This is a genomic window from Novosphingobium aquae (assembly GCF_037572715.1).
In the GTDB taxonomy this organism is placed as follows: Bacteria; Pseudomonadota; Alphaproteobacteria; order Sphingomonadales; family Sphingomonadaceae; genus Novosphingobium; species Novosphingobium aquae.
Genome location: NZ_JBBHJY010000002.1, coordinates 1 through 23,253 on the forward strand (window position 1 = coordinate 1; position 23,253 = coordinate 23,253).

Annotated in this window: 16 protein-coding genes; 3 read left to right on the plus strand and 13 right to left on the minus strand. The window is 61.5% G+C overall.

Annotation, left to right across the window (positions count from 1 at the left end):
- Window positions 1–187: 187 nt before the first annotated feature.
- The 13 genes from WG900_RS05325 to WG900_RS05385 all read right to left on the minus strand — a co-directional run bounded on the left by WG900_RS05325 (window position 188) and on the right by WG900_RS05385 (window position 16,954).
- Window positions 188–1,768, minus strand: a complete 1,581-nt coding sequence (locus WG900_RS05325; RefSeq protein ID WP_339965339.1) for a glycosyl hydrolase — start codon at window positions 1,766–1,768, stop codon at window positions 188–190.
- The gene (locus tag WG900_RS05330) at window positions 1,765–3,969 is read right to left on the minus strand and encodes a glycoside hydrolase family 20 zincin-like fold domain-containing protein (protein WP_339965341.1); all 2,205 of its coding nucleotides are present in this window, start codon (window positions 3,967–3,969) and stop codon (window positions 1,765–1,767) included. The genes WG900_RS05325 and WG900_RS05330 overlap by 4 nt, the downstream gene beginning before the upstream one ends.
- Window positions 3,969–5,483: a hypothetical protein gene (locus WG900_RS05335; RefSeq protein WP_339965343.1), complete on the minus strand. Its 1,515-nt coding sequence runs from the start codon at window positions 5,481–5,483 to the stop codon at window positions 3,969–3,971. The genes WG900_RS05330 and WG900_RS05335 overlap by 1 nt, the downstream gene beginning before the upstream one ends.
- A 147-nt stretch (window positions 5,484–5,630) precedes the next feature.
- Complete coding sequence (locus WG900_RS05340) at window positions 5,631–5,936, minus strand: DUF1330 domain-containing protein (protein ID WP_339965344.1); 306 nt, start codon at window positions 5,934–5,936, stop codon at window positions 5,631–5,633.
- Window positions 5,937–5,946: 10 nt separating this feature from the next.
- Window positions 5,947–6,759: a TauD/TfdA dioxygenase family protein gene (locus tag WG900_RS05345; protein WP_339965346.1), complete on the minus strand. Its 813-nt coding sequence runs from the start codon at window positions 6,757–6,759 to the stop codon at window positions 5,947–5,949.
- Window positions 6,760–6,784: 25 nt separating this feature from the next.
- On the minus strand, window positions 6,785–7,900 hold the full coding sequence (locus WG900_RS05350) for an NADH:flavin oxidoreductase (protein ID WP_339965348.1): 1,116 nt from the start codon (window positions 7,898–7,900) through the stop codon (window positions 6,785–6,787).
- An 81-nt stretch (window positions 7,901–7,981) separates the two neighbouring features.
- Window positions 7,982–8,485 (minus strand): MarR family winged helix-turn-helix transcriptional regulator, encoded by a 504-nt coding sequence (locus WG900_RS05355; RefSeq protein ID WP_339965350.1) that lies wholly within the window; start codon window positions 8,483–8,485, stop codon window positions 7,982–7,984.
- 185 nt (window positions 8,486–8,670) lie between these two features.
- Window positions 8,671–11,148: a TonB-dependent receptor gene (locus WG900_RS05360; protein ID WP_339965352.1), complete on the minus strand. Its 2,478-nt coding sequence runs from the start codon at window positions 11,146–11,148 to the stop codon at window positions 8,671–8,673.
- A gap of 202 nt (window positions 11,149–11,350) precedes the next feature.
- Window positions 11,351–11,767, minus strand: coding sequence for a GlcG/HbpS family heme-binding protein (locus WG900_RS05365; RefSeq protein ID WP_339965354.1), 417 nt, complete (start codon window positions 11,765–11,767; stop codon window positions 11,351–11,353).
- Window position 11,768: 1 nt separating this feature from the next.
- Complete coding sequence (glcF, locus tag WG900_RS05370; RefSeq protein ID WP_339965356.1) at window positions 11,769–13,082, minus strand: glycolate oxidase subunit GlcF; 1,314 nt, start codon at window positions 13,080–13,082, stop codon at window positions 11,769–11,771.
- Window positions 13,082–14,242, minus strand: a complete 1,161-nt coding sequence (locus WG900_RS05375; RefSeq protein ID WP_339965358.1) for an FAD-binding protein — start codon at window positions 14,240–14,242, stop codon at window positions 13,082–13,084. Before WG900_RS05375 ends, glcF begins: the two co-directional genes overlap by 1 nt.
- Before the next feature lies 1 nt (window position 14,243).
- Window positions 14,244–15,737: an FAD-linked oxidase C-terminal domain-containing protein gene (locus WG900_RS05380; RefSeq protein ID WP_339965360.1), complete on the minus strand. Its 1,494-nt coding sequence runs from the start codon at window positions 15,735–15,737 to the stop codon at window positions 14,244–14,246.
- Window positions 15,734–16,954, minus strand: a complete 1,221-nt coding sequence (locus tag WG900_RS05385) for an MFS transporter (protein ID WP_339965362.1) — start codon at window positions 16,952–16,954, stop codon at window positions 15,734–15,736. The genes WG900_RS05380 and WG900_RS05385 overlap by 4 nt, the downstream gene beginning before the upstream one ends.
- Before the next feature lie 240 nt (window positions 16,955–17,194).
- On the opposite strand from WG900_RS05385, the gene WG900_RS05390 reads away from it, so the two are divergent.
- From WG900_RS05390 to WG900_RS05400, 3 genes are all read left to right on the plus strand, one after another.
- Window positions 17,195–19,888, plus strand: coding sequence for a TonB-dependent receptor plug domain-containing protein (locus tag WG900_RS05390; protein WP_339965364.1), 2,694 nt, complete (start codon window positions 17,195–17,197; stop codon window positions 19,886–19,888).
- A 335-nt stretch (window positions 19,889–20,223) separates the two neighbouring features.
- Window positions 20,224–22,272 (plus strand): alpha-amylase family protein, encoded by a 2,049-nt coding sequence (locus WG900_RS05395; RefSeq protein ID WP_339965367.1) that lies wholly within the window; start codon window positions 20,224–20,226, stop codon window positions 22,270–22,272.
- Entirely contained in the window at window positions 22,269–23,252 is a 984-nt protein-coding gene (locus WG900_RS05400) for a D-2-hydroxyacid dehydrogenase (protein WP_339965369.1), read from the plus strand. Before WG900_RS05395 ends, WG900_RS05400 begins: the two co-directional genes overlap by 4 nt.
- Window position 23,253: the final 1 nt, after the last annotated feature.

The window sequence follows — 23,253 nt, forward strand, 5'->3', positions numbered from 1 at the left end:
TTGCCGCACTGTTTCGTGGCACCGGCGGATGCCGCGTTCGAATAGCAAGGCCTCTACGTTGCGCAGCGAAAACGGGAACCGAACGCACATCATCACTACGAGACCCATGATCTCTGGCGAGGATCTGAATTACAAAACGGACCGTCAAGCTTCATTGGGCGTGGCAAGGTGCTTCACTTGCTACCGATCACTTGTCCTTTTTTGGTTCCGGTTCCAACACGACAAGCTGGAGTGCATTGGGCGAAAGGTCGATCCCGACGCGGTGTCGCGAGTGACGTCCGATCCGGCGCTCACTTACCATTTGGAGGTTTGCCGTTTCAGGATTTGCCCAATAGTTGCTGACCTTTTCGTCAATCCGATACGTCCGCTGGCGCAAAGTCCTTCCGCGAAGTTCGGGCGGCAGACGGCCCATATCGATGTTCACGCGGAAAGGTTGGTGACCTGTTTGCTGATAGTTCCAAACCAGCACGGCAGCGCCGGTTCCATCCTTAGTAGCCAAGGCATAGACACCCTTACCGGCCTGAAGCGCTGAAGACACCGCGGCGACACGCTCGGCTTTAAGTTTCGAGAACATCAACATCTGGTTGCCATAGGGAGTGAAGGTGCGCGTCTGCATGGTCTTGCGATCTGCCCCGCCGCGCGTGATCAACTGGTCTTTGCGCTCCTCGGTCGCGTGGCGCAGCACCCAGTTGAACGGGACGTCCTTCGGGTTTTCCAGATACCAGTACATGTAGGAAGCCATGGTCGCGGCCTGCCGAAGGTAGTCCGGTCGGGCATCCTGCTTGTTATCGTAAGACGGTCCCGGATAGCCGCCCGTCTCGGTGATAAAGCTGGGCGTGTTTACGTTCAGGCCTCTTTTGCGCAGCTCTTCGTCTGTACGAGCACGCTGCTGGGCCAAGATACTGGGATCGTTGCGGATCGGCTGGTAATCCGAACAGTCCTTCTGGTTCCGGAAAAAGCCGTAGGCATGGTAGGACAGGAAATCGAGCCGCTTGCCGGGGTCGGTATCCGCCGCGTAGGCATCAAGGAACTTGGGGATCCAGCCGACATTGTTGGGGCCCGGCGGCGCCCACGGGCTACCGCATGACCCCGTCACAGGACCGCCAATGAGCAGGGGCTTCGCGGGTGAAAGCTCCCGATTCACCTCGTTGAGTGCCTGGTAGTAGACCCGGTAATAGTCATAGAGCCGTTCGGGCGTCATGTACTGGCGCAGATTATGATCGGGCTCGTTGAACGGCTCGACATAGCGAATCTGGGAGTGGCGCTCCTTGATGTAGCGCAGGATGGTCTTTACCGGAGAGCGGATTTGTTCGGGTGTGCGGCCCAGCCGCCCCATCGACGCCCGCGTGTCCAGCACTACGAGCAGTTCATCGGACATGCGGCTGACATCGGCCAGATAATCGTCGATTCCGGCATAGTTGTAGGTACCCTTGTCAAAGTCATAGATGTCATCGACGATGATCCAGACCCGGTAGATGGCCCCTCGCAAGCCCTGCTCGTTGTAAAAGGCGACGTCGGCATCGCGCTGATCGACATAGCGGAAGGCGCGGGTCAGGTTGTTGTAGCGCTCGGTTCTGCGCAAAGTTCCGCGCGAGGCTGCAAAATCCACCGTTACAGTTGCGGTCCGACTAAAGACTGGACCAATTGGCTCAGACAGGGCTTCTTGACCACCGCCGGTTTCGTCCAAGGGTTGCCCCTGCGCTGGAACGGCAGGCCATGCCAGCGCGGTTGCAAGCATAAGCGCCGAAGTCAATTTCAATGCTTTCATTTCGCAGTCCTCTCCAAATGTTCGTGCGCGAGGGGCGGACCAGCCGTAACAGCCAATTCGACATCCTTCGCAACGCTCGCCCGCAAGGTCTCCCAATGAAATTCAGCGTCCGGATTCAGAGCGGAACTCTGACCGGTGAAGTGGGTAAGGAGCATCGGGCGGTAGAGCGGTCGGGTGATCTTTACGGCCTCGTCCCATTCGTCCAGCGCGATCTCGAGTTGGCGGACAGCTCGTTTCTTGGCCGCAGGACCGCCGGTGGTGCGAAACGTTTGCAGCGCCACGCCGCCGCGGATCTTCGCGGCGAGATGCAGGCCGAGGTGAGCCCAGGTCTTCACATCGGCAACCTCGTACTGCAGCGCGAGGTCCTTGCCAGGATTGATGCCTCGGACCAGCCGGAGGGCCTCGCGGCTATCGGCCAAGAGCCTGTCCGCAAGCCTTAAAGGCGTCATGCGCGCAGCGGGAAACGTCTGCCCCTTTTGCGTCGCGGCGACATAATCGGCAATGTTCACATAGGCCGGATCGAGCACCGGTTGCCTGATGAGATCGTCAACGCTGATGTACTCCATCGTGCGCCCATCCAGCCACATCATGCCTTCGCTGTAGAGCGTGTGATCCCATTGCGAATAGAACAGCGATGCCAGGCGCAGCGGCGTTGCCGAGGCCCGTTCATAGGCCGCGAGCAGGTTCCTCCCCTTGCGTCCGTAACGCCGGGCAAACTCGTCCGAAAACACTTTGTCCGGTGTATCCGGATTGTAGAGCAGCCGGCCCCACAACTTGTAGAACAGCCACTGCCGCTCGAAGGCATAGGTCCATTGCGGGTGATTGGCCGCTGCGGTGAAATAGTCGCGCGCCGGAATGTAGGTTTCGCTACCCACGGTGTAACCGCCGACATAAGCAGGGGTGCCGTTGGCCTTGACGTGTTCGCGCACGAACGAGGGAACGCCCCAGCGCAGGGCAAACACGTCCTCGTTGCGCGCGATCCAGTTGACGCGATAGTTCTTCGGCGCCGGCGTGAAATATGTATCGCCCAACTTGCCGCCGTGGATCTGGGCAAGCTTTGTGGTCGAAAGCGCGTGCGACCAGTTGAACTTGAAGTTGATCTGGATGGGACCGTCGACGAAATCGATCTTCTCGATCGTGTCACGCAGCATCTGTTCGTCGATCCTTGGATCGTGACCGGTCTGCTGCCATTCCTTGGTCTCGACCGAGTTGATGCTCCAAATCAGCTTCACCGGCCGGCCGGCATCGCGGATGGCCGCAAGGTAGGTGTTTTTCACATAGCCGATCCGCTCATCCGCGGTCATCTCGCCCATACCTTCGCCGAGGTTGATCCCTAGACCTGTGAGGTCCGGATATTCCTCCAATACCTGGCCGATGCTTGCGCGGACGTAGTCGCGAACGATCGGGGTTTTCTCGCCCTTAGTGTTGTAGCGCGGATAGGTATTGAGCTTGCCGACTCCGTAGGCCTCGGAAAATTCCTTGCTGACGAAGATGTTGAACGGCAGCAGGTAGGTGTCGATCCCCCGTTCTTTCGCAAGACGGAAAATTGTCCGGTGGAGTTGCTTCCATTCCTCAAGCTCGCGGTCATCAAAGGGACTGGCTTTTTCAAACCCCTTTGTCCGCACCATGTAAGGCCATGGGTGCAGGTTGCTGAGCGTGATGGCATTGAAGCGGTTGCGCGCCATCATGTCAAAGAATGCCGTCCAATAGCGGGTGTCGCGGACGGTATCGCGGTGCTGGTCAATCGCCGCGCTGGCGCGGTAGGAATCCCACGGCAGGTCGAATTTGATCGCGCGAAAGGCGACGGTGGGCTTCTCGCTCGCGCTCTGCAACTTGCGAATGGACGTCCCCTTGTCGAGCTGTTCGACGAGGGCCAACGCGCCATAAATAAGCCCGCGGCCGTCAGCGCCGGCAACAGTTACCGAGCCGGGCCGCGCATCGATGGCATAGGCCTGCGGGGCAAGATCGCTGGCCTTGATTGACATGACGATCGCAAATCCCCCCGCCTGGTCGGGGTCGACGATCACATGCTGCTGGCGGACCAGCGCCGCACGCAGCTGGGCGGCGGCGTAGTTCGCCTGGACATTGGCCGCGTCGTAACTGACCGACACGTCTTCTGCTTGTGCCGGCGCCGAAAAGGTTCCTAATACCAATGACAGCAGGCAGGCGAACAACCATCCGGGCAGGAAGCGAAAGGCCATTACTTGCGACGCCCCTCCGGTTCGAGGACGACGAGATGGAGGGCATTGGGGGTCAGGGTCACTGTAGAGGAATGCGTGCGCCCCGCCTTGACCACGATTTCGCCGACCTGCTGCAGGTTGGCCGTCGCGGGGTTGGCCCAGTAGTTGCTGACCTTGTCGTCGATCCGGTACATACGCTGGCGCAGCGGCTTGCCAGCCAGCTTGGCGGGCAGAGCGGCCATGTCGATCGTGACTTGGTACGATCGCGTGCCGACATGCTGGTAGTTCCAGACCATGACCGCCAAGCCGCTCTTGTCCTTTGTGGCGATGGCGTAGACGCCCTTGCCCTTGGTCAGGGCGCTCGACTGCGCGGGTACACGCACGTCCTTGAGTTTGGCCATCATCGCCATGGCATTGCCATAGGGGGTAAAGGTATTGGTCAGCGTAGTCTTGCGATCAGCACCGCCGCGCGTGATCAGCTGGTCCTTGCGCTCTTCCGAAAAGTGCCGGAGCACCCAGTTAAACGGCACGATACCCGGATTTTCCATATACCAGTATTGGAGCGAGGGCACTCCTGCCGCACCGATCAAGTAATCGGGCCGGGCATCTCCAGAGTTGTCAAACGAGGGGCCGGGATAGATGCCGGTCTCGGTGATGAAGCCTGGAATACGGGTATTGAGACCTCGCGCCTTTAGCGCCGCTTCAAGCCTGCCGCGCTCGGACGCGACTTCGCTCGGATCGGTCTTGTAGAAATGATAAGCACGGGGGCCATTGGTGGCACCCGTTCCCTCGGGAAACCGACCGTAACCATGCCATGAGATGAAATCGAGCCGCTTGCCGGGTGACGGGTCCGCCTTGTAGCGATCGAGGAAGGGGTTCAGCCACTCGTTCGAGTATTGCATGAAACCGGGGCCGCCAAGCAGGAGCGGCACCTTGGGCTTCAGCTCGCGATTCACCTGATTCACGGCCTCGTAATAGACCTTGTAGAAATCGTAGAGGCCGGAGGGTGTAAGCACCTTGGCGAGGTTGTGGTCGGGTTCGTTAAAGGCCTCGATATACTTGATTTGCGGGTGCCGGCGCTTCAATTCGCGCATGATATTGAGGATCACGGGCTTGACCTCGGCCGGCCTCGCCTTGCCGTCGCGGATCATGACGCGGGTGTCCATGACCATGAGCAGATTGTCCGAAAGCCGGCTCACATCGGACAGGTAATCGGCCACCAGGTCATAATTGTAAGTGCCTCTTGCCGCATCGAAGATCAGGTGCGCATCGACCCAGACCTTGTAGGTATGGCCATGCAGGCCCTGCTCGTTGAAGAACTGGACATCGGCATCGCGCTGCCCGGGGAAGGTCCGTTCGCGGCTGAGGTTGTTGTAGCGTTCCGGATGCAGGAAAGCGCCGCGCGATTTGCCAAAGTCCACCGTGACCGTGGCAGGCAGGACAGCTTCCGGGACACTTGACTGGGCATTGAGCGGGGCCGGTCCTGCAGCCAACAGAGCGGCGGCGGCGGTCAAACGGAAGGCGACTTTGGTCATGTTTGCGGTCCATGAAAACAGGGGGAATGTGGACCCGGTTGTTGAGCCACACCTTCCAAGGCGGCTATAACTGCCTATTTCGCGTTACGTATTGCGCTGCAGAAACATAGTGCGTTCAGCCAGAAAATACCGTGGCTGGCCAGAAGCTTATGCCAGACCTTCAACCAGCACGACACGCCATTCGGCGGCCTTCAAGCGGAAGCCGAGGGCTTCCTGGTACTCTGGGCTGTTGTACCATGCACGTGCCTGTTCCATCGTTGGAAATCGGAGCAGGACGATGCCGTCGGGCGCGTCGCCCTCGAGGGCCTCGATCCCACCATAGGCGACGAGCGGCTGGATCCCCGTGTCCTCTCGCCAGGCTGCAGCATTGGCTTGGTTGCGGCGGGAATATTCGGCGATCGCCGCCTCGTCGCGGACGGGGCTCTCACGGTACACGATGATGTATGCGCTCATGGTTTCGACCTCAAGCAATCGGCTCTTCGCCGACCAGCGTGGTCCGGCTGAGCAGGCGGCCGCTGTCTGCAGGATAGGCTTCAACGCGGTGCATCACCCCGGTGTTGTCCCAGATGATGAGGTCGCCCACAGTCCATTCGTGGCGATAGACGAACTGCGGCTGGGTGGCCCAGGCCTGCATCTCGTCGATCACCTTGCGGCCCGCCTCTTCGCTCATTCCTTCGATGCGACCCGCCGTCAGTCCAAGCAGGAGCGACTTGCGGCCCGAGCGATGAGTCCAGGCCATGGGGTGCGATTGTTCTGGATGCTGCCGCCACCGCGCAAGCTGTTCCTCGCTCGGGTTAGGGTGCATCGCGCGCTGGATATACTCCTGCGAATGGATCACGCGCAGGCGGTCAACCTCGGCCTTCTGTGCAGGCCAGAGGTCGTCATAGGCGGCATATGTGTTGGCGAACTCGGTCTGCCCGCCCACCTCGGAAAGAACGCGGGCGGTGAGTAGTGAGGCGCGCGTTGGGACCATGTCCTGTGCGCCGTCGACGTGCCAGTGAACCGTAGCGTGCAGGTAATCGGCCGTGTCGTTGAGCGCGGGGTCGAGAGTAATCTTGTAGATGCCCCTGATGCCCTGATCGATCACCTCTCCAAGAGTTTGGGCAAAGGCAAACTGCTCCTCGTCGGTCAGATAGAGTTCCCGGAACAGCAACACGCCCCGCTGTTCCAGCAGTTCGCGGATTTGTTCGCGCAGGCCGCCGCGCAGCAACTGCTCCTTGGTCGCAAGGATTTCTGTGCCGATGCGCGGGGTCAGATCTTTCGTTTCAAACGCCATATCCACTCCAATCGGTTATTGAGCTTCAGACAAATTCGCCAAGCGCATCGGAGACAAAAGGTATCATCTCGCCGAACCGGGCCTCCTTTGTTTTCAGGGCCCAGTCGGGGTCAGTTATCAAGGCGCGGCCCACGGCGATCATATCGAATTCTTCGCGCTCCATGCGTTCGACAAGACCATCGATGCTGGCGGGTTCGGAGATCTGTCCCTTGAACACGCCCAGAAAATCGCCCTTGAGGCCGACTGAGCCGACGCTGATCGTAAGCGCGCCGGTGAGCTTCTTAGCCCAGCCCGCGAAATTGAGACCTTGTTCGCCGTCGATCTCTGGGAATTCCGGCTCCCAGAACCGGCGCTGTGAGCAGTGGAGGACGTCGACCCCGGCCTCGACTAGCGGCACCAGCCAGTCCGACATTCCTTCCGGACTTTGTGTCAGTCGAATGCGGTAATCCTGCTGCTTCCACTGGCTGACACGAAGAATCAGCGGGTAGTCCGGCCCAACCGCCGCGCGGATTTCGCGCACGATTTCGGCGGCAAAGCGCGACCGCTCGCGCATCGTGGAGCCGCCATAGGTATCGCTGCGCCGGTTCGTGCCGTCCCAGAAGAACTGGTCGATCAGGTAGCCGTGCGCGCCGTGGACCTCGACACAATCGAAGCCGAGGCGTTTGGAATCCGCAGCGGCCTTGGTAAAGGCGGCGACCGTGTCGGCGACGGCTTCGTCGCTCATGGCCATGCCACGCGGCTTTTCGGGCGCGATCAGGCCGGATGGGCTCTCAACCGGGCTCTCGGGCTCCCAGTCGTGGGTCGAACTGCGTACCGCACCGGTGTGCCAGATTTGCGGCGCAATGGCACTGCCAGCCCCGTGAACCGCATCTACAACGGGCTTCCACCCGTCGAGCGATGATCCATAGAACTTGGGCACGTTGGGCTCGTTGCGCGAGGCGGGCCGATCGACCACCACGCCTTCGGTGATCAGCAGGCCGGTGCCGCCTTCTGCGCGGCGGCGATAGTAATCGACATGGGGCTGCCCGACATCGCCGCCCATCGCGAAGCCGCGCGTCATCGGCGCCATGGCAATGCGGTTCTTGACCGTCATTGAACCCACTTGCAGCGGGCGGAAGAGAATATCGGCAAGGGCAGTCATGGAAAATGAGTCCGCGTTCTGTTGGTAGCCTGACGACTGCCCCAAGCATTCCAGTAGTCCAAGAGCGGACTGTTTAACCCCTTAACCACCTCCTCTGGGAGCTGGAAGAAAATCGCGGGAGAGCTGAGTGTGAAGCTCAGACGCGATCCGGTCCAGGTGGTTCTGGTCCTCGGCCGACAAACGCCGATAATGCGCGGGGAAGCGTCCATGTTCTTCAAGATCTCTTCCCACTCGCTCGACCAGCAGCTTCCCCTCTTCGTAGATCGTCAGCAACTTCGTCCGCTTGTCGCTGGGACTTGGACCGCAATGCAGAAGTCCTTCGACCGCGAGCCGCTTGATCCTTTGCGACAATGCGGCGTTCGACACGTTTAGCGCTTCGGCGAGGTCAGTGGCCCGCAGCGGTTTTGGAGTCTCCATCAGCAAGGCCCCCAGCAAGTGAAAATCCGAAAGGCTGATCCCATGCCGTCCGCAGATGTCGTTGAGGTCGGTCGTCATCAGCTGGCCGATCTTGTAGACATGCCACAGTGCGCCAAAGTGGCGGACATCGAGCCCGAGCGCGGAAAAAAATACCTTGCCGGCGGACAATTGATCGCTGGGTCTGACGATCATGACGTCTCCTATGACAACCTGACCTACATGTTTCCAGATATTGCACTCGGCAAGCCCGGTATTGCACCAAAAAGCGGCCCGCCTTTCAGCGGACCGCAGTTTGGCCGGACCTGCCGTTCAGAAACTGGGAGGGGTCTCCGACCGACAGGCCCGACTAAAACTTAGCGCGAACCGATCGCGAGGCGCAGGCTGATGCCTACTTCCCGCGGTGAGTTGACCGAGACGCTGTAGTAGTCCGACACATAGTTGATCGTGCCGCCAGCCGTCGTGCGGATCGCACTGGAAAGCGGGGCGCCGCCCTGACTGAGGATGCGGCGCGTGTTGAACACGTTCTTGGCAAAGGCTTGCAGCTCCCACGATCCGTCGCTTGCCCGGATCCCCGCGTAGACATTGGCCAGCGCATAGGCCGACACGTCATCATTCGTGTTGTTCGGATCACCTTCGTTTCGCGGCGTGTAGTTGACGAGAGCGCGAACGAAGCCGCCGGCCGTATCGAAAATGGGGAAGTTATACTCCGACTGCATGTTTGCAGACCATTTCGGCGAAGTCAGCGTGCGGCCGGAATAGGCGCACTGGGCAACGTTCTCGCCCGGGCCGACCGCTGCCTGCAAGGCGGCGACAGTCGGAAGCGCAGCATTGGTATCGGGCTTGCCGTCGGCGTTGATGTCGTTGCATGCGATGGTGCCGTTCCTGATCTGACCATCGGCGTAGCTGAAGTTGCTGCTCACTGACCAACGCGGTGTGATTTGGAAGGCACCTTCAACCTCCACGCCCTTCACAGTCGCGGGAACCGCCGCGACAAAGTTGAAGCTGCTGACCGACGAACGCACGACGCCGCCCTGCAAGGAATAGTTGATGAAGTAGACGCTGTTGCCGCGGTAGACGTAGTTGTCATAGTCCTGCTTGTAGAGACTGACGTTGAAGCGGCCGCGCCTGTCGAGGAACGACGTCTTCACGCCGATCTCATAGGAGGTCGACTTTTCCGGCGGCAGGTCGAAGAACGACCGTTCGCGCACAGTAGGCTGCAGGTTGAAATCGCCGATTGCAAAGGCACCCGGCCGCCAGGACGTACCGACCGTACCGTAAACCATTAGGTCTTCGCTGAAGCGGTACTTGGCCGAACCCGACCAGACGGTTGCTTCCACCGTGTTGTTGCGATCGGGAATCGTGCGGTTTCCGTTCTGCAGGAAGCTGGAAAAGTTGCGGTAATTGATATGCCGCAGGCCACCCGAGACCTCTGCGCGTTCGCCGAGGTGAGCGATGACATTGCCGAACCAGGACTTCTCGGTCGAATTGGCATCGCGCACGATCGAGGTCAGATTAATCGACGAAACTGCCGTGCCGGCGCTGTTCATCAGGGGCGTTTCCTGGGTCAGCCGGCTGGGGGTAATGTTCCGGTCGTAAAGAAAGCCGGCAACGTAATCGAACACGCCCAGCACCCGCTCGTCAGAGCTGAGGCGGAACTCGTGTGAGTTGCGCGAGGCGCTGCCGTGTGTGCACTGGAAATAGGCTTGATTGGTCGGCGTCAGATTGGCGCGAAGGCTCTGTTCGCTGCACACGGCCTCGTAGCCGGTCGGGTCTCGGAAGGTGCGTTCAACCAACTGGAAACGCGGCGGACCAAAGTAGTCGGCACCGTCAGACGCGGCGAGCGACAAGAAGTCCTGGTGGTTATGCGATCCGGTGTAGCTGAGCTTTTGTCCGGCAAAACGCAGTTCGCCGCTCCAAACGTAGATCTGCTGGTCCTGCCCTTGCCGCGAACCAGAGTCCTCAAGGCTGAGGCGATCAAACGGATTGATGACCGGGGTCGCGACTGAAGGATTGCCCGTTACGAAGGAGGCCGATTCCACCGAGCTGAACTGCACCTGTCGGCTGCGCAGAGTCTGGTACATGAAGTTGAACGAGGCGAAGTCGACCGGCTCAAACCGCGCACTGGCGCGCAACCCCTTGGTCTTGCGGAACGGCGCCGGGGTGTAATTGCCGTCCTCCTTGATCGAATGAATCTGATTGCCCTGGTTCTCGTCAATGACGCCGGCAAGCCGGATACCCAGCACGTCACCGATCACCGGGACGTTCAGCGCGAAATCACCTTTGTAGGCATGCGTGTCGGTGGCCGTTGCGCTGAACGAGACGCCTGCCTTTTGCAGGTTCGGTTTGCGCGTTGTCACCGTGATCGAACCGGACGGCGAGGCGCGCCCGCGAAGCGTGCCCTGAGGGCCCCGCAGCAGCTCGAACTGGCCGACGTCGAATGAGGATTGGAACAAGAAGTTGGACGAGATCGGCGCTTCGTTAAGGTAAAACTCGACGGTGGCGTTATTGCCGCTCGCCTCGGGATTAAAGGCAACGCCGCGTACCGTCGCCGATGTCGAGAAGCTGCCGCCGCCCGAGAGCGTCAGGCCGGGAACGAGTGCTTGAATATCCGTGAAGTTCCGGAGGTTGAGCTTCTCGATCTGCTCGGCAGTGACAACGTTGATAGTCTGCGGCACTTCCTGCAGAGCTTCATCGCGGCGGCGGGCCGAAACGACGATTTCATTGCCGTTGGCCGGCGCTTCTGCGCCTTCTTCTGCTGCCTGAGCGGCTGCCGGTCCTGCAGGCAGCAACATGCCTGCCGAGAGTACGGTCGATAGGAGCAATGCTTTCATGATAAATCCTCCCCGTTATAATCAAGCGATGGAGGGCTGTTCCGGGGTCGTGCCGTAAGTCGCGGCATCGATCCTTCTGGCTTCCCTCCTGATCAGGAGGCTAACACCGCCGAGGGTGATTTATATTTCCCGGCAGAAACATTGGTAAGACCGATTTACCAGATTGCTCACTTCCTGTCGGTTTGCGCTGCTTTCGCCTGAACTAATCCAGTTCCAACGTTTCCACGCCGGCGAGAGCGCAAGTCTCATCGTTGTCCGAGGTGTCTCCGGTCACGCCGACCGCGCCGATCACCTCACCAGCCTTGTAGACAATGATCCCGCCCGCAGCAGGTACGATGGCAGCATCCGCCAGCCCGGCAAGACTGGCGATAAAAGTCGGACGTTCGGCCGCCATTTCACCGATCACGCGGCTGGAGACGCCAAGGCCGAGCGCGCTCGATGCCTTTCCCATGGCAATCTGCGGGCGCAGATTCGATGCGCCGTCCTCACGCTGCAGCGCGATCAGGTGACCTCCGGCGTCAAGCACGGCAACGCACAGCGGCTTGAGCGACAACTCGCGGCCCTTGGCCAGTGCGGCGGTGGCGATGCGGTTGGCCTGGTCGAGGGTCAGCGAAGCCATGTCAGTTTCCTTGTTGCAATGCAGGGTTGGATGACAGAGCGGGCGGCAGCGGTCCGCCGGTTGCCCAGTCGAGAAGTTCGATGGTGTGAACCACAGGGACACCAGTCCGGCTGGCGATTTGCGTGGCGCAGCCGATGTTGCCGGTGGCGATGACTTGCGGCCGGAGGCGGTCCAGATTGGCAGCCTTGCGGTCCCCAAGTTGGGCAGCGAGATCAGGCTGCAAGATGTTGTAAGTTCCCGCCGATCCGCAGCACAGGTGCGATTCAGCCGGTTGGCGCACGGTGAAGCCTACCGCCTTCATCAGTTCTATTGGCTGGCGCACGACCTTCTGCCCGTGCTGCATCGAACAGGGCGCCAGATACGCGACGTCGAGCTTTCTCGCGCCGTCAGCATCAGGCAAGCCTTTTTGAGCCAGGAATTCGGTCACGTCCTTCGCCATGTCCGAAAGGCGTGCGGCATCCGAGGCGAAGGCCGGGTCCTCACGCAGCATGTGGCCATAGTCCTTGATCGTGGTACCGCAACCAGAGGCAGTGATGATGATCGCGTCGAGTCCCTTCGCCATTTCGGCGCGCCAGGCTTCGACATTGCGACGGACGGATTGGAGCCCATCGTCCTTGCGCCCTAGGTGCCAGGTCAGCGCGCCGCAGCACACCTCCCCCTTGGCGAACGCCACTTCAAAGCCGGCGCGGGTGAGCAATCGAACGGTCGCCTCGCGAATCTCGGGCCGTAGGACATTCTCGGCGCAACCCTGCAGCAGAACGACACGGCCGCGCTTTCCATCTGAAGCGGCATTTCGGGGCGACCGGGATTTCGGAATGCTGCGAGGAGCAAGCCGCAGCATGGCCGCAAGCGGCTTCGTCGCGGCAACGCGGTCCAGCAGTGGCTCCATCCAGCGCGCCAGTCGCGCCGCGCGCAGGGCAAAGCGCATTCGCCCCGGATAGGGCAGCGTCCGGGCGAGCAAAGCGCGAATGGCACGTTCATGCCACGGGCGGCTGTAACGCTCCTCGATATAAGCGCGCGCGTGATCGACCAGGTGCATGTAGTTCACGCCCGACGGACAGGTCGTCATGCAGGATAGGCACGAGAGGCAGCGGTCGATATGCTTGACAACATCGGCGCTGGGCTCGGCGTCATTTTCAAGCATCTCCTTGATCAGGTAGATGCGCCCGCGCGGGCTATCGAGCTCGTTGCCGAGCAGGACATAGGTCGGGCAGGTTGCAGTGCAGAAACCGCAGTGCACGCACTTGCGGATCACCGCTTCGGAATTGCCGGTTTCAGGATCGAGCAACTGTTCGGGAGTGAAGCGGGTCTGCATCAGCAGAACCTCCGCGGATCAAGGACGCCGGCAGGATCAAAGGCCTGCCGGACCCGTGCAGACAGCGCCGCGACGGCAGGCGCTTCGGGATGGCGGATCGGCGTGGTGGAGCGCAAAGCCTCGGGGGCACGCATGAGCATGGCATGGCCGCCGTGCGCGGCTACGAGCGAACGAACGTCAGTTTCTGAGGACGCGCCGATCCACAGCGCTGCGCCGGCCCAATCCATGATCCATTCCGCACCAGCATCGCTCAGCGCATAGGCGAGCTTTGCTGCCGCTGCCGGCGAGAGATGGGCACGCCAGAGCGCTTCGGCCGTCTGGAGAGTACCCGCCTCGCGCACGTCTCGCCAGAACGAGAGAGACGATTCAGCGTCAAGTTCGCTTGCCGATCCGTAGCCTTCAAGCAGCACTGCCAATTGCCTTGCCCGTTCCGCCACAGACTCGGCAAAGCCCTCGATCCGAAAGCAGGTGCGAGAACGATCGCTCCCCCGGGCTGGAACATGGGCGGCCGCAGCCGGCGACATGCGCGAGCCCATGGCGGCCGACATGGCGCGTACCGCGGCTTCGGCGGAAAGCCTTTCCACCAACACAGTCATAGACGATCGCGGTGCCGGCAGGACCTTCAGCGAGAGCTCGGTCATGATCGCGAGTTGGCCCCATGATCCGGCGATGAGCTTCGACAGGTCATAGCCGGTCACGTTCTTGACGACCTTTCCGCCCGCCTTGAAACCCTCGCCCCGGCCCGAGACAGCATGGAAGCCGAGAAGATGATCGCGCGCACCGCCCGCGCTGAGGCGGCGCGGACCCGAGATGCCGGCGGCAATGACGCCGCCGATAGTTGACTTTCCGGTGTTGCCCCAAAGCATTCCGGCATCCCACGGTTCAAAGGCGAGCATCTGCCCGTTTTGGCCTAGCAGGGCCTCGACCTCAGCCAAGGGTGTGGCAGGCCGGACGGTCATTACAAGTTCGCTCGGCTCGTAATCGACAACGCCGGTAAAGGCACCGAGATCGACCGGCTGGACCTCGCGATCCGGATTGGCGACAGAGTGCTTGCTGCACCCCGCGAAAAGCTCGAGCGGCGATGCGTCAGCCGCAGCCTGGCCGACCAGGTCGACCAGCTCCGCACTCGTGGCAGGTCGGAGAATGAGAGTGCCAGACATATCAGAATCGCGGAAGATCGGGATGCGGCAAGGCGCCGTGATGAATGTGCATGCGGCCGAGTTCGGCGCAGCGGTGTAGTTGCGGGAATACCTTGCCGGGATTGAGCTTCAACTCGGGATCGAAGGCGCACTTGATCCGCTGCTGATGTGCCAGATCGACCTCGTCGAACATTACCGGCATCAGGTCACGCTTTTCCACGCCGACACCGTGTTCACCGGTGAGCACGCCGCCGACCTCGACACACATCCTGAGGATGTCCGCGCCGAAAGCTTCCGCCTTTTCAAGCTGGCCGGGCTGGTTAGCATCGTAAAGAATCAGCGGATGGAGGTTGCCGTCGCCGGCGTGGAAGACGTTGGCGACGCCGAGGCCGTAGTGCTCGGAGAGCCCCGCCATGCGATCCAGCACTTCGCTCAGCCGCTTGCGCGGGATGGTGCCGTCCATGCAGTAATAGTCCGGTGCCAGCCTTCCGACGGCAGGGAAGGCTGCCTTGCGGCCAGCCCAGAAGCGCAACCGCTCCTCCTCGTCCTGCGAAATGCGCGAGGTCGTCGCGCCATGGCTGGCGGCAATCTCGGCTATGCGCGCGAGCAGGATGTCGCATTCGATCGGCGGGCCATCGACCTCGACGATAAGCAGAGCCTCGACATCGAGCGGATAGCCCGCATGGACGAAAGCTTCCGCTGCCAGAGTGGCCGGCTTGTCCATCATTTCCATGCCGGCGGGGATAATGCCTTCAGCAATGATGGCGGCAACGCAGTCGCCTGCGCGGCGCGTTTCGGGAAAGCCGAGCAGGATTGCGCGCGCGGTCTCCGGCGTTGGCAGGATGCGGACAGTGACTTCGGTCACCACGCCGAGCAGGCCTTCCGAACCGACGACCACGCCAAGCAGGTCCAGCCCCGCCGGATCGAGCCCCCGTCCGCCCAACCGCACGATCTCGCCATCGGCGAGCACCATTTCCACGCCGAGCACGTTATTGGTTGTCAGGCCGTACTTCAGGCAGTGCACCCCGCCGGAGTTTTCCGCGATGTTGCCACCAATCGTGCAGGCAATCTGGCTTGATGGGTCGGGGGCATAATAAAACCCCTCCCCTTCTACCGCGCGGGTCACGCCAAGGTTTGTCACACCCGGCTGCACCACGGCGACGCGGTCAAGGTAATCGATCTCGACAATGCGGTTCATCCGCGACAGCCCGAGCAGGACACCGTCCGCGAGCGGGAGCGCGCCTCCCGAAAGAGAGGTGCCCGCGCCGCGCGGCACGACGTTCAGCCCCTCGCCGTGGCACCAGGCCATGACCTGCGATACCTGCTCCGTCGTCTGCGGCAGAACGACGACGAGCGGGGGCTGGCGATAGGCAGTGAGGCCGTCGGATTCGTAAGCCTTGAGTTCGGTCTCGTTGCAGACCACGCCGTCAGGCACGATGCGCCTCAGCGCCTCAGCAATCTGCAGGCGGCGGGCAATCACGTCCTCGCGGACCGGCGGCATCACAAGCGACATCATGCTGGCCGGGTTTGCACTTCGCCCCGGTCTGGCCCGGGACCCGTGAGATAGAACAGGATGGCGCCGAGCATCGTCGTCGCGGCACAAGTGTAAAGAAAGGGCGTGTAGCTGTCCGTCGCGACGAGCGTTGCGCTCAGGATCAGCGAACCGATTGCGCCGCCACCATCGAGCGCCGCCTTAACGAAGCCGAAAATCATGGAATAGTTTTCAATCGGGAAGTGGCGCGAGACCATATAGGCGCCGACATCACCCTCAGCGCCTTGTGCTACCCCGATGATCATTACTCCTCCGGCAATCAAGGCGGGGGCAATGCCGGGGCTTGCGAGGACGATAAAGCCGATCACGGGTAGGCTGAGTGCGAGCAGAGCGACGATATGCGCGCCAATGCGGTCCAGCGCGATACCGAAGATCGCGCGCCCGCAGATCACGCCGAGTGCGTAGAACGACACCATCCAGGTGGCGAGATTGTCTGATACGCCGCCCGCCATGACCACCAGCTTGATCTGCGAGGCGGCGAAGACTTGCGCGATGTTGATCAGGAACATTCCGCCGACAATCAGGCAGAAGGCACGGGTGCGGACGATAGCCATCATCTGTTCGCGGCTGATCTTGGCGATTGCACGCTTTTCCGGCAGTTCGTGCCGCTTGCGGCCCATCAGCAAGACGCAGATCGCGCCTCCGACCGCGGATACAACCGCAAGCGCCATAAAGGCCGAACGCCAACCGTCAGCGGCGATCAGGCCGCCCAGCAGCGGCGCCGCAATCGCACCGGACAGCGGCGGCCCCATCATCAGCAACGAGAGCGACGTGCCCCGTGCCTTGTCGAACCGCTCGACGATTGCGCGGGTCAGCACGAGCGAGGTAGTGAGCATCCCGAATATGTGCTGGAGTAGCCATATGACGAAGAACTCCGCCAGGCTGCCGCTCATGAGGGTATAAGCGAAAAAGCCGGCCGAAATGGCGAAGAAGCCGACTCCTGCGGCCACGCGCGTTCCGAAGCGGTCGGCAAAGCGACCGGCGAACGGCGCGGTCACGACCGAAACGATTTGCAGGCTCCCCAGCAGCGCGAATTCCGCCTTCGACCATCCGAATTCGCGGATCAGTTCGGGCGCGAAGAGGCTGAGCGTGTAATGGCTGAGCGCATTGCCTGTGGCGATACCGATGAATGTCGCCAGGACAACGGTCCAGTTGACCCGGAACTCCTTCAAGAAACTCAAGGCAATCCTCCCGCGACCGTGGCCCCCGCGCCAAATTGCGCAGCCAGACCGGCGACGGCCAGCCTCGTGTCAATAGACAGCTTTTGGGTCAAGCGCCAGTACCGCAATAATCTTTGGTAAAAAAGATTGACCATCATTCTATCTGGTCATACCAATCTAGCATCGGAGGCGTCACTCAGGTGTTTCATGCCTGAAATTCAATCGGGTGCCCCGACCGCCACTTGAACAAGGGAGGGGCCATTGAAAAATCACCAACGCACGCTCGCAGCCGGAACAGCTCTGGCACTAATCCTCGCCGCCGTACCCGCCTTGGCGCAGGCCCAGCCGGATAACACCACCGCAGACGAAGGCAGTGACACTTCCGCCAACGAAGAAATCGTCGTCACCGGCACCTCGATCCGCGGCCTGGTCAAACCGGTAGGCGCCTCGACCGTTACCGTTGACCGCGAGGAAGTGAAGGCGACAGGCGTTACCAGCACGGTCGACCTGCTCGCCAACATACCGCAGATCCGCAACTTCGGCGGCGCGCCGGCCGGCCAGGCCTCGGCCACGCAGTCCTTTGCCATTCCGGCGCTGCGCAACCTGCCCAACACCCAGCCGGGTGACGGCACGCTGTTTCTTTGGAATGGCAACCGCATGGTCGGCGGCGGCTTCAGCACCCGCCCTGACCCGGCGGTGATCCCGACCTCGGCGATCGACCGGGTCGAAGTTGTGCTGGGCGGCGGTTCGGCAATCTATGGTTCGGATGCCGTGGCCGGCACTATCAACTTCGTCATCCGCAAGACGCTGGAAGGCGCCGAACTGCGCGGTACCTATGGCATGGCCAAGGAGTACGACCAGTTCAACGTCAGCGGTGCGTGGGGCAAGGTCTGGGATAAGGGCAATGTCCTGATCGCTGGCGACTATTCGGGCCATTCGAACCTGCTTGGCAGTGATCGCAGCTATGTCTCCAACGACCTGCGCTCGCAGGGTGGCAGCGATTTCCGCCTGACCAGCTGTGAAGTGCCAAACGTCGTGATTGGTTCGACGACCTATGCTTATCCCAACTGGTCGACCACGGCGAACCGCTGCGATCCCAACAACTATCAGGACATCTACCCGCATGAACGCCGGTGGAGCGTTCTCGGATCGTTCAACCAGCAGATCACGGAAAACCTCGAATTCAGTCTCGATGGCTATTACTCGAAGCGTAATGACCGGTTTTTCTTCCAGCAGACCGCAGCCACGGGCACGATCCGGTCAACCGGCACGAGGGCAAACCCCTCCTTCCAGACCCCGGTGGCCGGTACGACCTCGGAAACCGTCAACTTCACCTTCGGCAGCGTCTTCGGCAACTCGGTCATTTCCGACCAGGACTTCAAGACCTGGCAGGTCATGCCCAGCCTCAAGTGGTCGATCGGCGGCGGCTGGCGCGGTATTGCCAGCTTCAATTATGGCTATGGCGAAGGCACGGTAAACCAGGGCGACATCAACCCGGTCTACAAGCTGGCGCTCGATCCTGGAGCAACCGGCGCGCCGCTGACGACATCGACGGCGCTCAACCCCTTCAACCTGTCGCAGACCAATTCGGCTCTGCTTGCGCAGATCCGCGACTGGAACAAATACACCCACCGCGATCACGAGACGGTCCATTCGAAGATCGTCTTCGACGGTCCGCTCTTCGCGGCCCCGGGGGGCGATGTGAAGCTCGCCGTCGGCGGCGAGCGGTACTGGGAAGACCAGTACAGCATCGAAGCCGTCGGCCCGCTGGGCAGGGAAGATCCGGCGCTTGCCGGGGGCATCGCTTACCGTGACCGCACCGTCTATTCGGCATTTGCCGAAGTAGTCCTGCCGCTGTTCAGCGCTGAGAATGCAGTATCTGGCTTCCAGAGCCTGATCTTCAACATTTCCGGCCGCTACGATGACTATTCGGACTTTGGCGGCACCTTCAACCCGAAGATCGCCGGCACCTGGTCACCGCTCGAAGGCGTAGCCCTGCGCGGCAGCTATGGCACGGCCTTCGTCGCGCCGAGCCTCAACTCGATGGCCAAGCCGCCTTCGGTCGTACTGTCCTCTACCACCTCGACCGCATTGATCCCGGCAGGCGGCAGCTCGAACCTGCCGATGGCGACGATCCAGGGCGGCAACCCCGGCCTCAAGCCGGAAACGGCGCGGACTTTCGACATCGGGCTCGACCTGACTCCCAGCTTCGCGCCGGGGCTGAAGGCCAGCGTGACCTATTACTGGATCAGCATGAAAAACGTGGTTGCTGGCCCGAATACGAGCCAGTTCCTGACCACCCCGGCCTATGCTGGATATTACGTGATCCCCACCGGCACCGACGCGCAGAAGCTGGCCCAGATCAACGCCTTCCACGGCCTTGGCAGCCTGCCGATCGAAGGCGGCGGTTCGGTCGACCGCCTTGGCATCCCGCAGATTGTGGTGGATTCGCGCACGGCCAACCTGGGGGAATCGCGCATTTCGGGCATCGACTATTCGGTCCAGTACCGTATCGACACCAGCTTCGGTACCTTCACGCCTGCGATTGCCGGCACACACGGCATCAAGCTGGACCTGTCAAATCCCTCCGGCGCGCCGTTCGTCAACCAGTTCCTGAACGGCAACCCACGCGACACGTTCACCGCCTCGCTCAACTATTCGATCGGCCCGGTTAAAGCTCGTGTCGCTTGGGATTACCTCGGCGGATACCCGGTGCTGGGCGTAACCAGCCAGACCTATGTGGAATCGTTCCAGACTGTGAACCTCTATGCCAGCTATCAGCTGCCCAAGGAGGGAATTCTCGAAGGAACAACGATTTCGCTCAACGTTGACAACCTGTTTGACGAGAAGCCTTCGTACATCAACCGTGCCACCGGCACCGGTCAGATCGGCGGCGTCGGACAAGGTTCCTTCATTGGCCGGTTCGTTAGCGTGAGCCTTGAAAAGAAGTTCTGATCGAGCCTGAAACACTGGACGGCGGCACCTCCAGATCGGAGGGGCCGCCGTTCGTGCATCCGACCTGCAATGGCAGTGCAACGCCAACAGACCGCCGGAACAAGGGAGGCACCGAGCTGCCGTGAAGGGGGATTTGTTGAACTGGCGCCGCCGATGATTCCTCCCCAGGACGCATCGCGGACCGCCAGTTCGAAAACGCAGATACTGCACAAGGCAATTATGGTCAAAATCTTTGACCAAAGCCTCGGATTATTTTAGCGGCATGGCAAGAAGGACTTCATGCTAGATGAAGTCGGGGCGGCAGGCACTGCCCGAGCAGCGATGGGACTTGAACAGTGAGCGAAGCCGGCACCCCTTGGTGGGAACAGCCTTACCGCATCATCCAGACCAACCTGCGCCTGATCGACGGCACGCTCGATCCGGCTGCACTCGCCCGGCAGGCGCGCGATTTCAGCGCGAGCGCGATTACCTTCAATGTCGGCGGCATCTATGCCTTCTACCCGACCGAGTTGCCGCTGCACGCGCGCAATCCCTACATCACTGGCGACCTGACCGGCGAGATGCTTGAAGCCGCGCACCGTGAGGGGCTGCGGATGGTCGGCCGCTTCGACCTCTCCAAGGGCACCAAGCTCGCCTATGATGCCCACCCGGAATGGTTCGTGCACAACAAGGCAGGCGAGCCGCAGGAATACAACGGCACTTACCAGGCTTGCGTCAACGGCGGCTGGGCCAAGGACTACGCGCTGCAGATCCTGCACGAAGGCATTTCGCGCTACGCTCTCGATGCCGCATTTTTCAACATGACCGGATACCAGCCGGTCGATTACAGCGGCCGCCACCGGGGCATGTGCCACTGCGCCAACTGCCAGTCCGCCTTTGCCGAGATGTATGGCCGCGACCTGCCCGAGCGCGAGGATTTCTCTGACCCGACCTATGCCGACTACATCCTGTTCAAGCGCCGGACGAGCCAGGCGGCGGCGCAAAACATCTATGACACGGTCAAGCGGCTGCGCCCTTCGACCGGTATCATGGGTAACGGCAAGGGTGCCTGCGATTTCATGCGGCTGGAAATCCAGCGAGCGGTGAGCCGCCCTGCCCCCGAATGGCCGCACCAGCCGGGCGAACTCGCGCGCTGGGGCGCAGCGATCGGCCGTGGCCGCGCCTATTCCTGCGCTTCCACCAATTTCCTCGACTACCAGTGGCGCTATGCCTCGGAAACGTCGCATAACCACATGCTGCGCTTCGGCCAGCAGATCGCGAACGGCGCGCAGATCGACTATTACCTGCTGGGCCTGTTCGACCAGCCGAACCGCGAACCGCTGGAGCCGGTCCACCGCTTCCTCGAATGGCACAAGGCCCATGGTGAGCAATTGACCGACACCCGCTCGGCCGCGCGCGTCGGGCTTTATCATTCGCGTACCGCAGATGCCTTTGCCGGAGCGACAGCCAGCGGCAAGACCCGCGGCCAGTGCTTTCGCGGGGCCTATCGCCTTCTCCTCGAAGCGCGCATTCCTTTTGATTTCGTCAGCGATGAGCGGATGGAAGATGCCGAAATTGCACAGCAGCTTGCCCGCTATGACGTGATCTTGCTGCCTAACACCGCCTGCATGAGCGACGCCGAAGCCGCCGCCCTCGATGCCTATGTAGTGGCGGGCGGCACGGTGATCGCGACGGGTGAAACCGGCCGCTACGACGATCGCGGCAATCGTCGGGGCGACTTTGCCCTCGAGAGTTTTCCGGCAAGCGCGTCGCAAGAGGCCATGTCAGGCCTCGAAACCTATTTCGCGATTGGCGAAGACGAGCTCGAATTCCCGCTCACCCGCCTCGCCCACCTTGATGGCTGGTATTTCTCGGCAGAAGCCAAGGCTGAGGCGCAGGCTATGCTCTCGCTGCTGCCGGTACAGAAATACGGTCCGCCCGAATTGTGCTTCCCCGAGGATCTGGCATCGGCCGGTCCGGGCGTGCTTTCGCGCCGTCATGGCGCGGGCAAGGTCGTGTGGCTGCCATGGCTGCCCGAATGGCTCTATTTCCGCGACGGCCTGAGCGAGCATCGCGAACTGGTTGCGCAGCTCATCCGCACGGTTGCCCAGCCTCCGGTCTTGCTGGAAGGTGCTGGACCGGTGGAACTGACCGTGCGCGAGAAGGACGGCGCAACCTTGGTCCATGTCGTCAACTATGCCGGCCAGCGCGGCAGCTCCTATGAACGGCCACCGGCGATTTCCGGACTGCGACTTGGGCTGCTTGATGCGGACGACAAGGCGATTGCGCTGGTCGCAGGAACCGAGCTTTCAGCCGGGCCTGCGGATGCCCAGGGCTACCGCTGGATCGACCTGCCACCCGTCAATTATTTCGAGGTCATCCTCCTGCAAAAGGCAGCAGTATGAAGGGCGAGACGGTCGTCACGACGCTACGCTACGAAGGCGTACACTGGCAGGGCCTGAGCGAGGCGCTGGACGGCGCCGAGGTGCTGCGCTTCGACACTCCGGACAGCCCGGGCTTTGCCGAAGCCTTGCAGAAGGCCACGATCGCTATCCTCGCCAAGGATCCTACGCCTGACATACTTGCCGCCCCAAACTTGCGCTGGATCCACGTCGATCACGCCGGGCTCAACCGCGCCGCCAAGCCCGAAGCCTTTCGCGACGGGCTGGTGATTACCGGCTCCTCAGGCCGCTCCTCGCCAGTGCTGGCCGAGCACGCGCTCTTCTTCTGCCTTGCGCTCGCCTATCGCTATCCCAATTTCCTCGACGCCCAGCGCGCGCACCAGTGGGGCGTGCCGGGACAGGATGACCTGCGCGGGATTTATGGCCGCACCATGGGCATTGTCGGTCTGGGCAATACCGGTAAGGAGCTGGCCATCCGCGCGAAAGCCTTTGGCATGAAAGTGCTGGGCTATCGCCGCCGCGCTGCTGAGACCCCCGCTGGTGTAGACGAGGTGTTCAGCGCCGATGCCGGACAGGGACTCGACGAATTGCTGAAGCGAAGCGATTTCGTGGTGCTCGCGCTCGGTCTGTCGGACAAGACCCACCACCTGATCGGCGAGCGAGAGCTGGGGCTGATCGGTCCCAAAGGCTATCTCGTCAACATGGCGCGCGGTCCCGTCGTGGACGAGGCGGCGCTGGTCCGCGCGCTCCATGCTGGAACCATAGCCGGTGCCGGACTCGATACGTTCGAGGTCGAACCCCTGCCTCAGGAAAGCCCGGTATGGGATGCGCCGAACACGCTCATCACGCCGCACGTCACCCCGGCGGTACCGGACCGGACCGCCCGCTCGCTCGAGATCATTGTCGACAACATCCGCCGTTACGCCGCCGGAGAGCCGCCGCTCAACCAACTGAGACCTGAGGACATGTACACCCAGGGCTGAG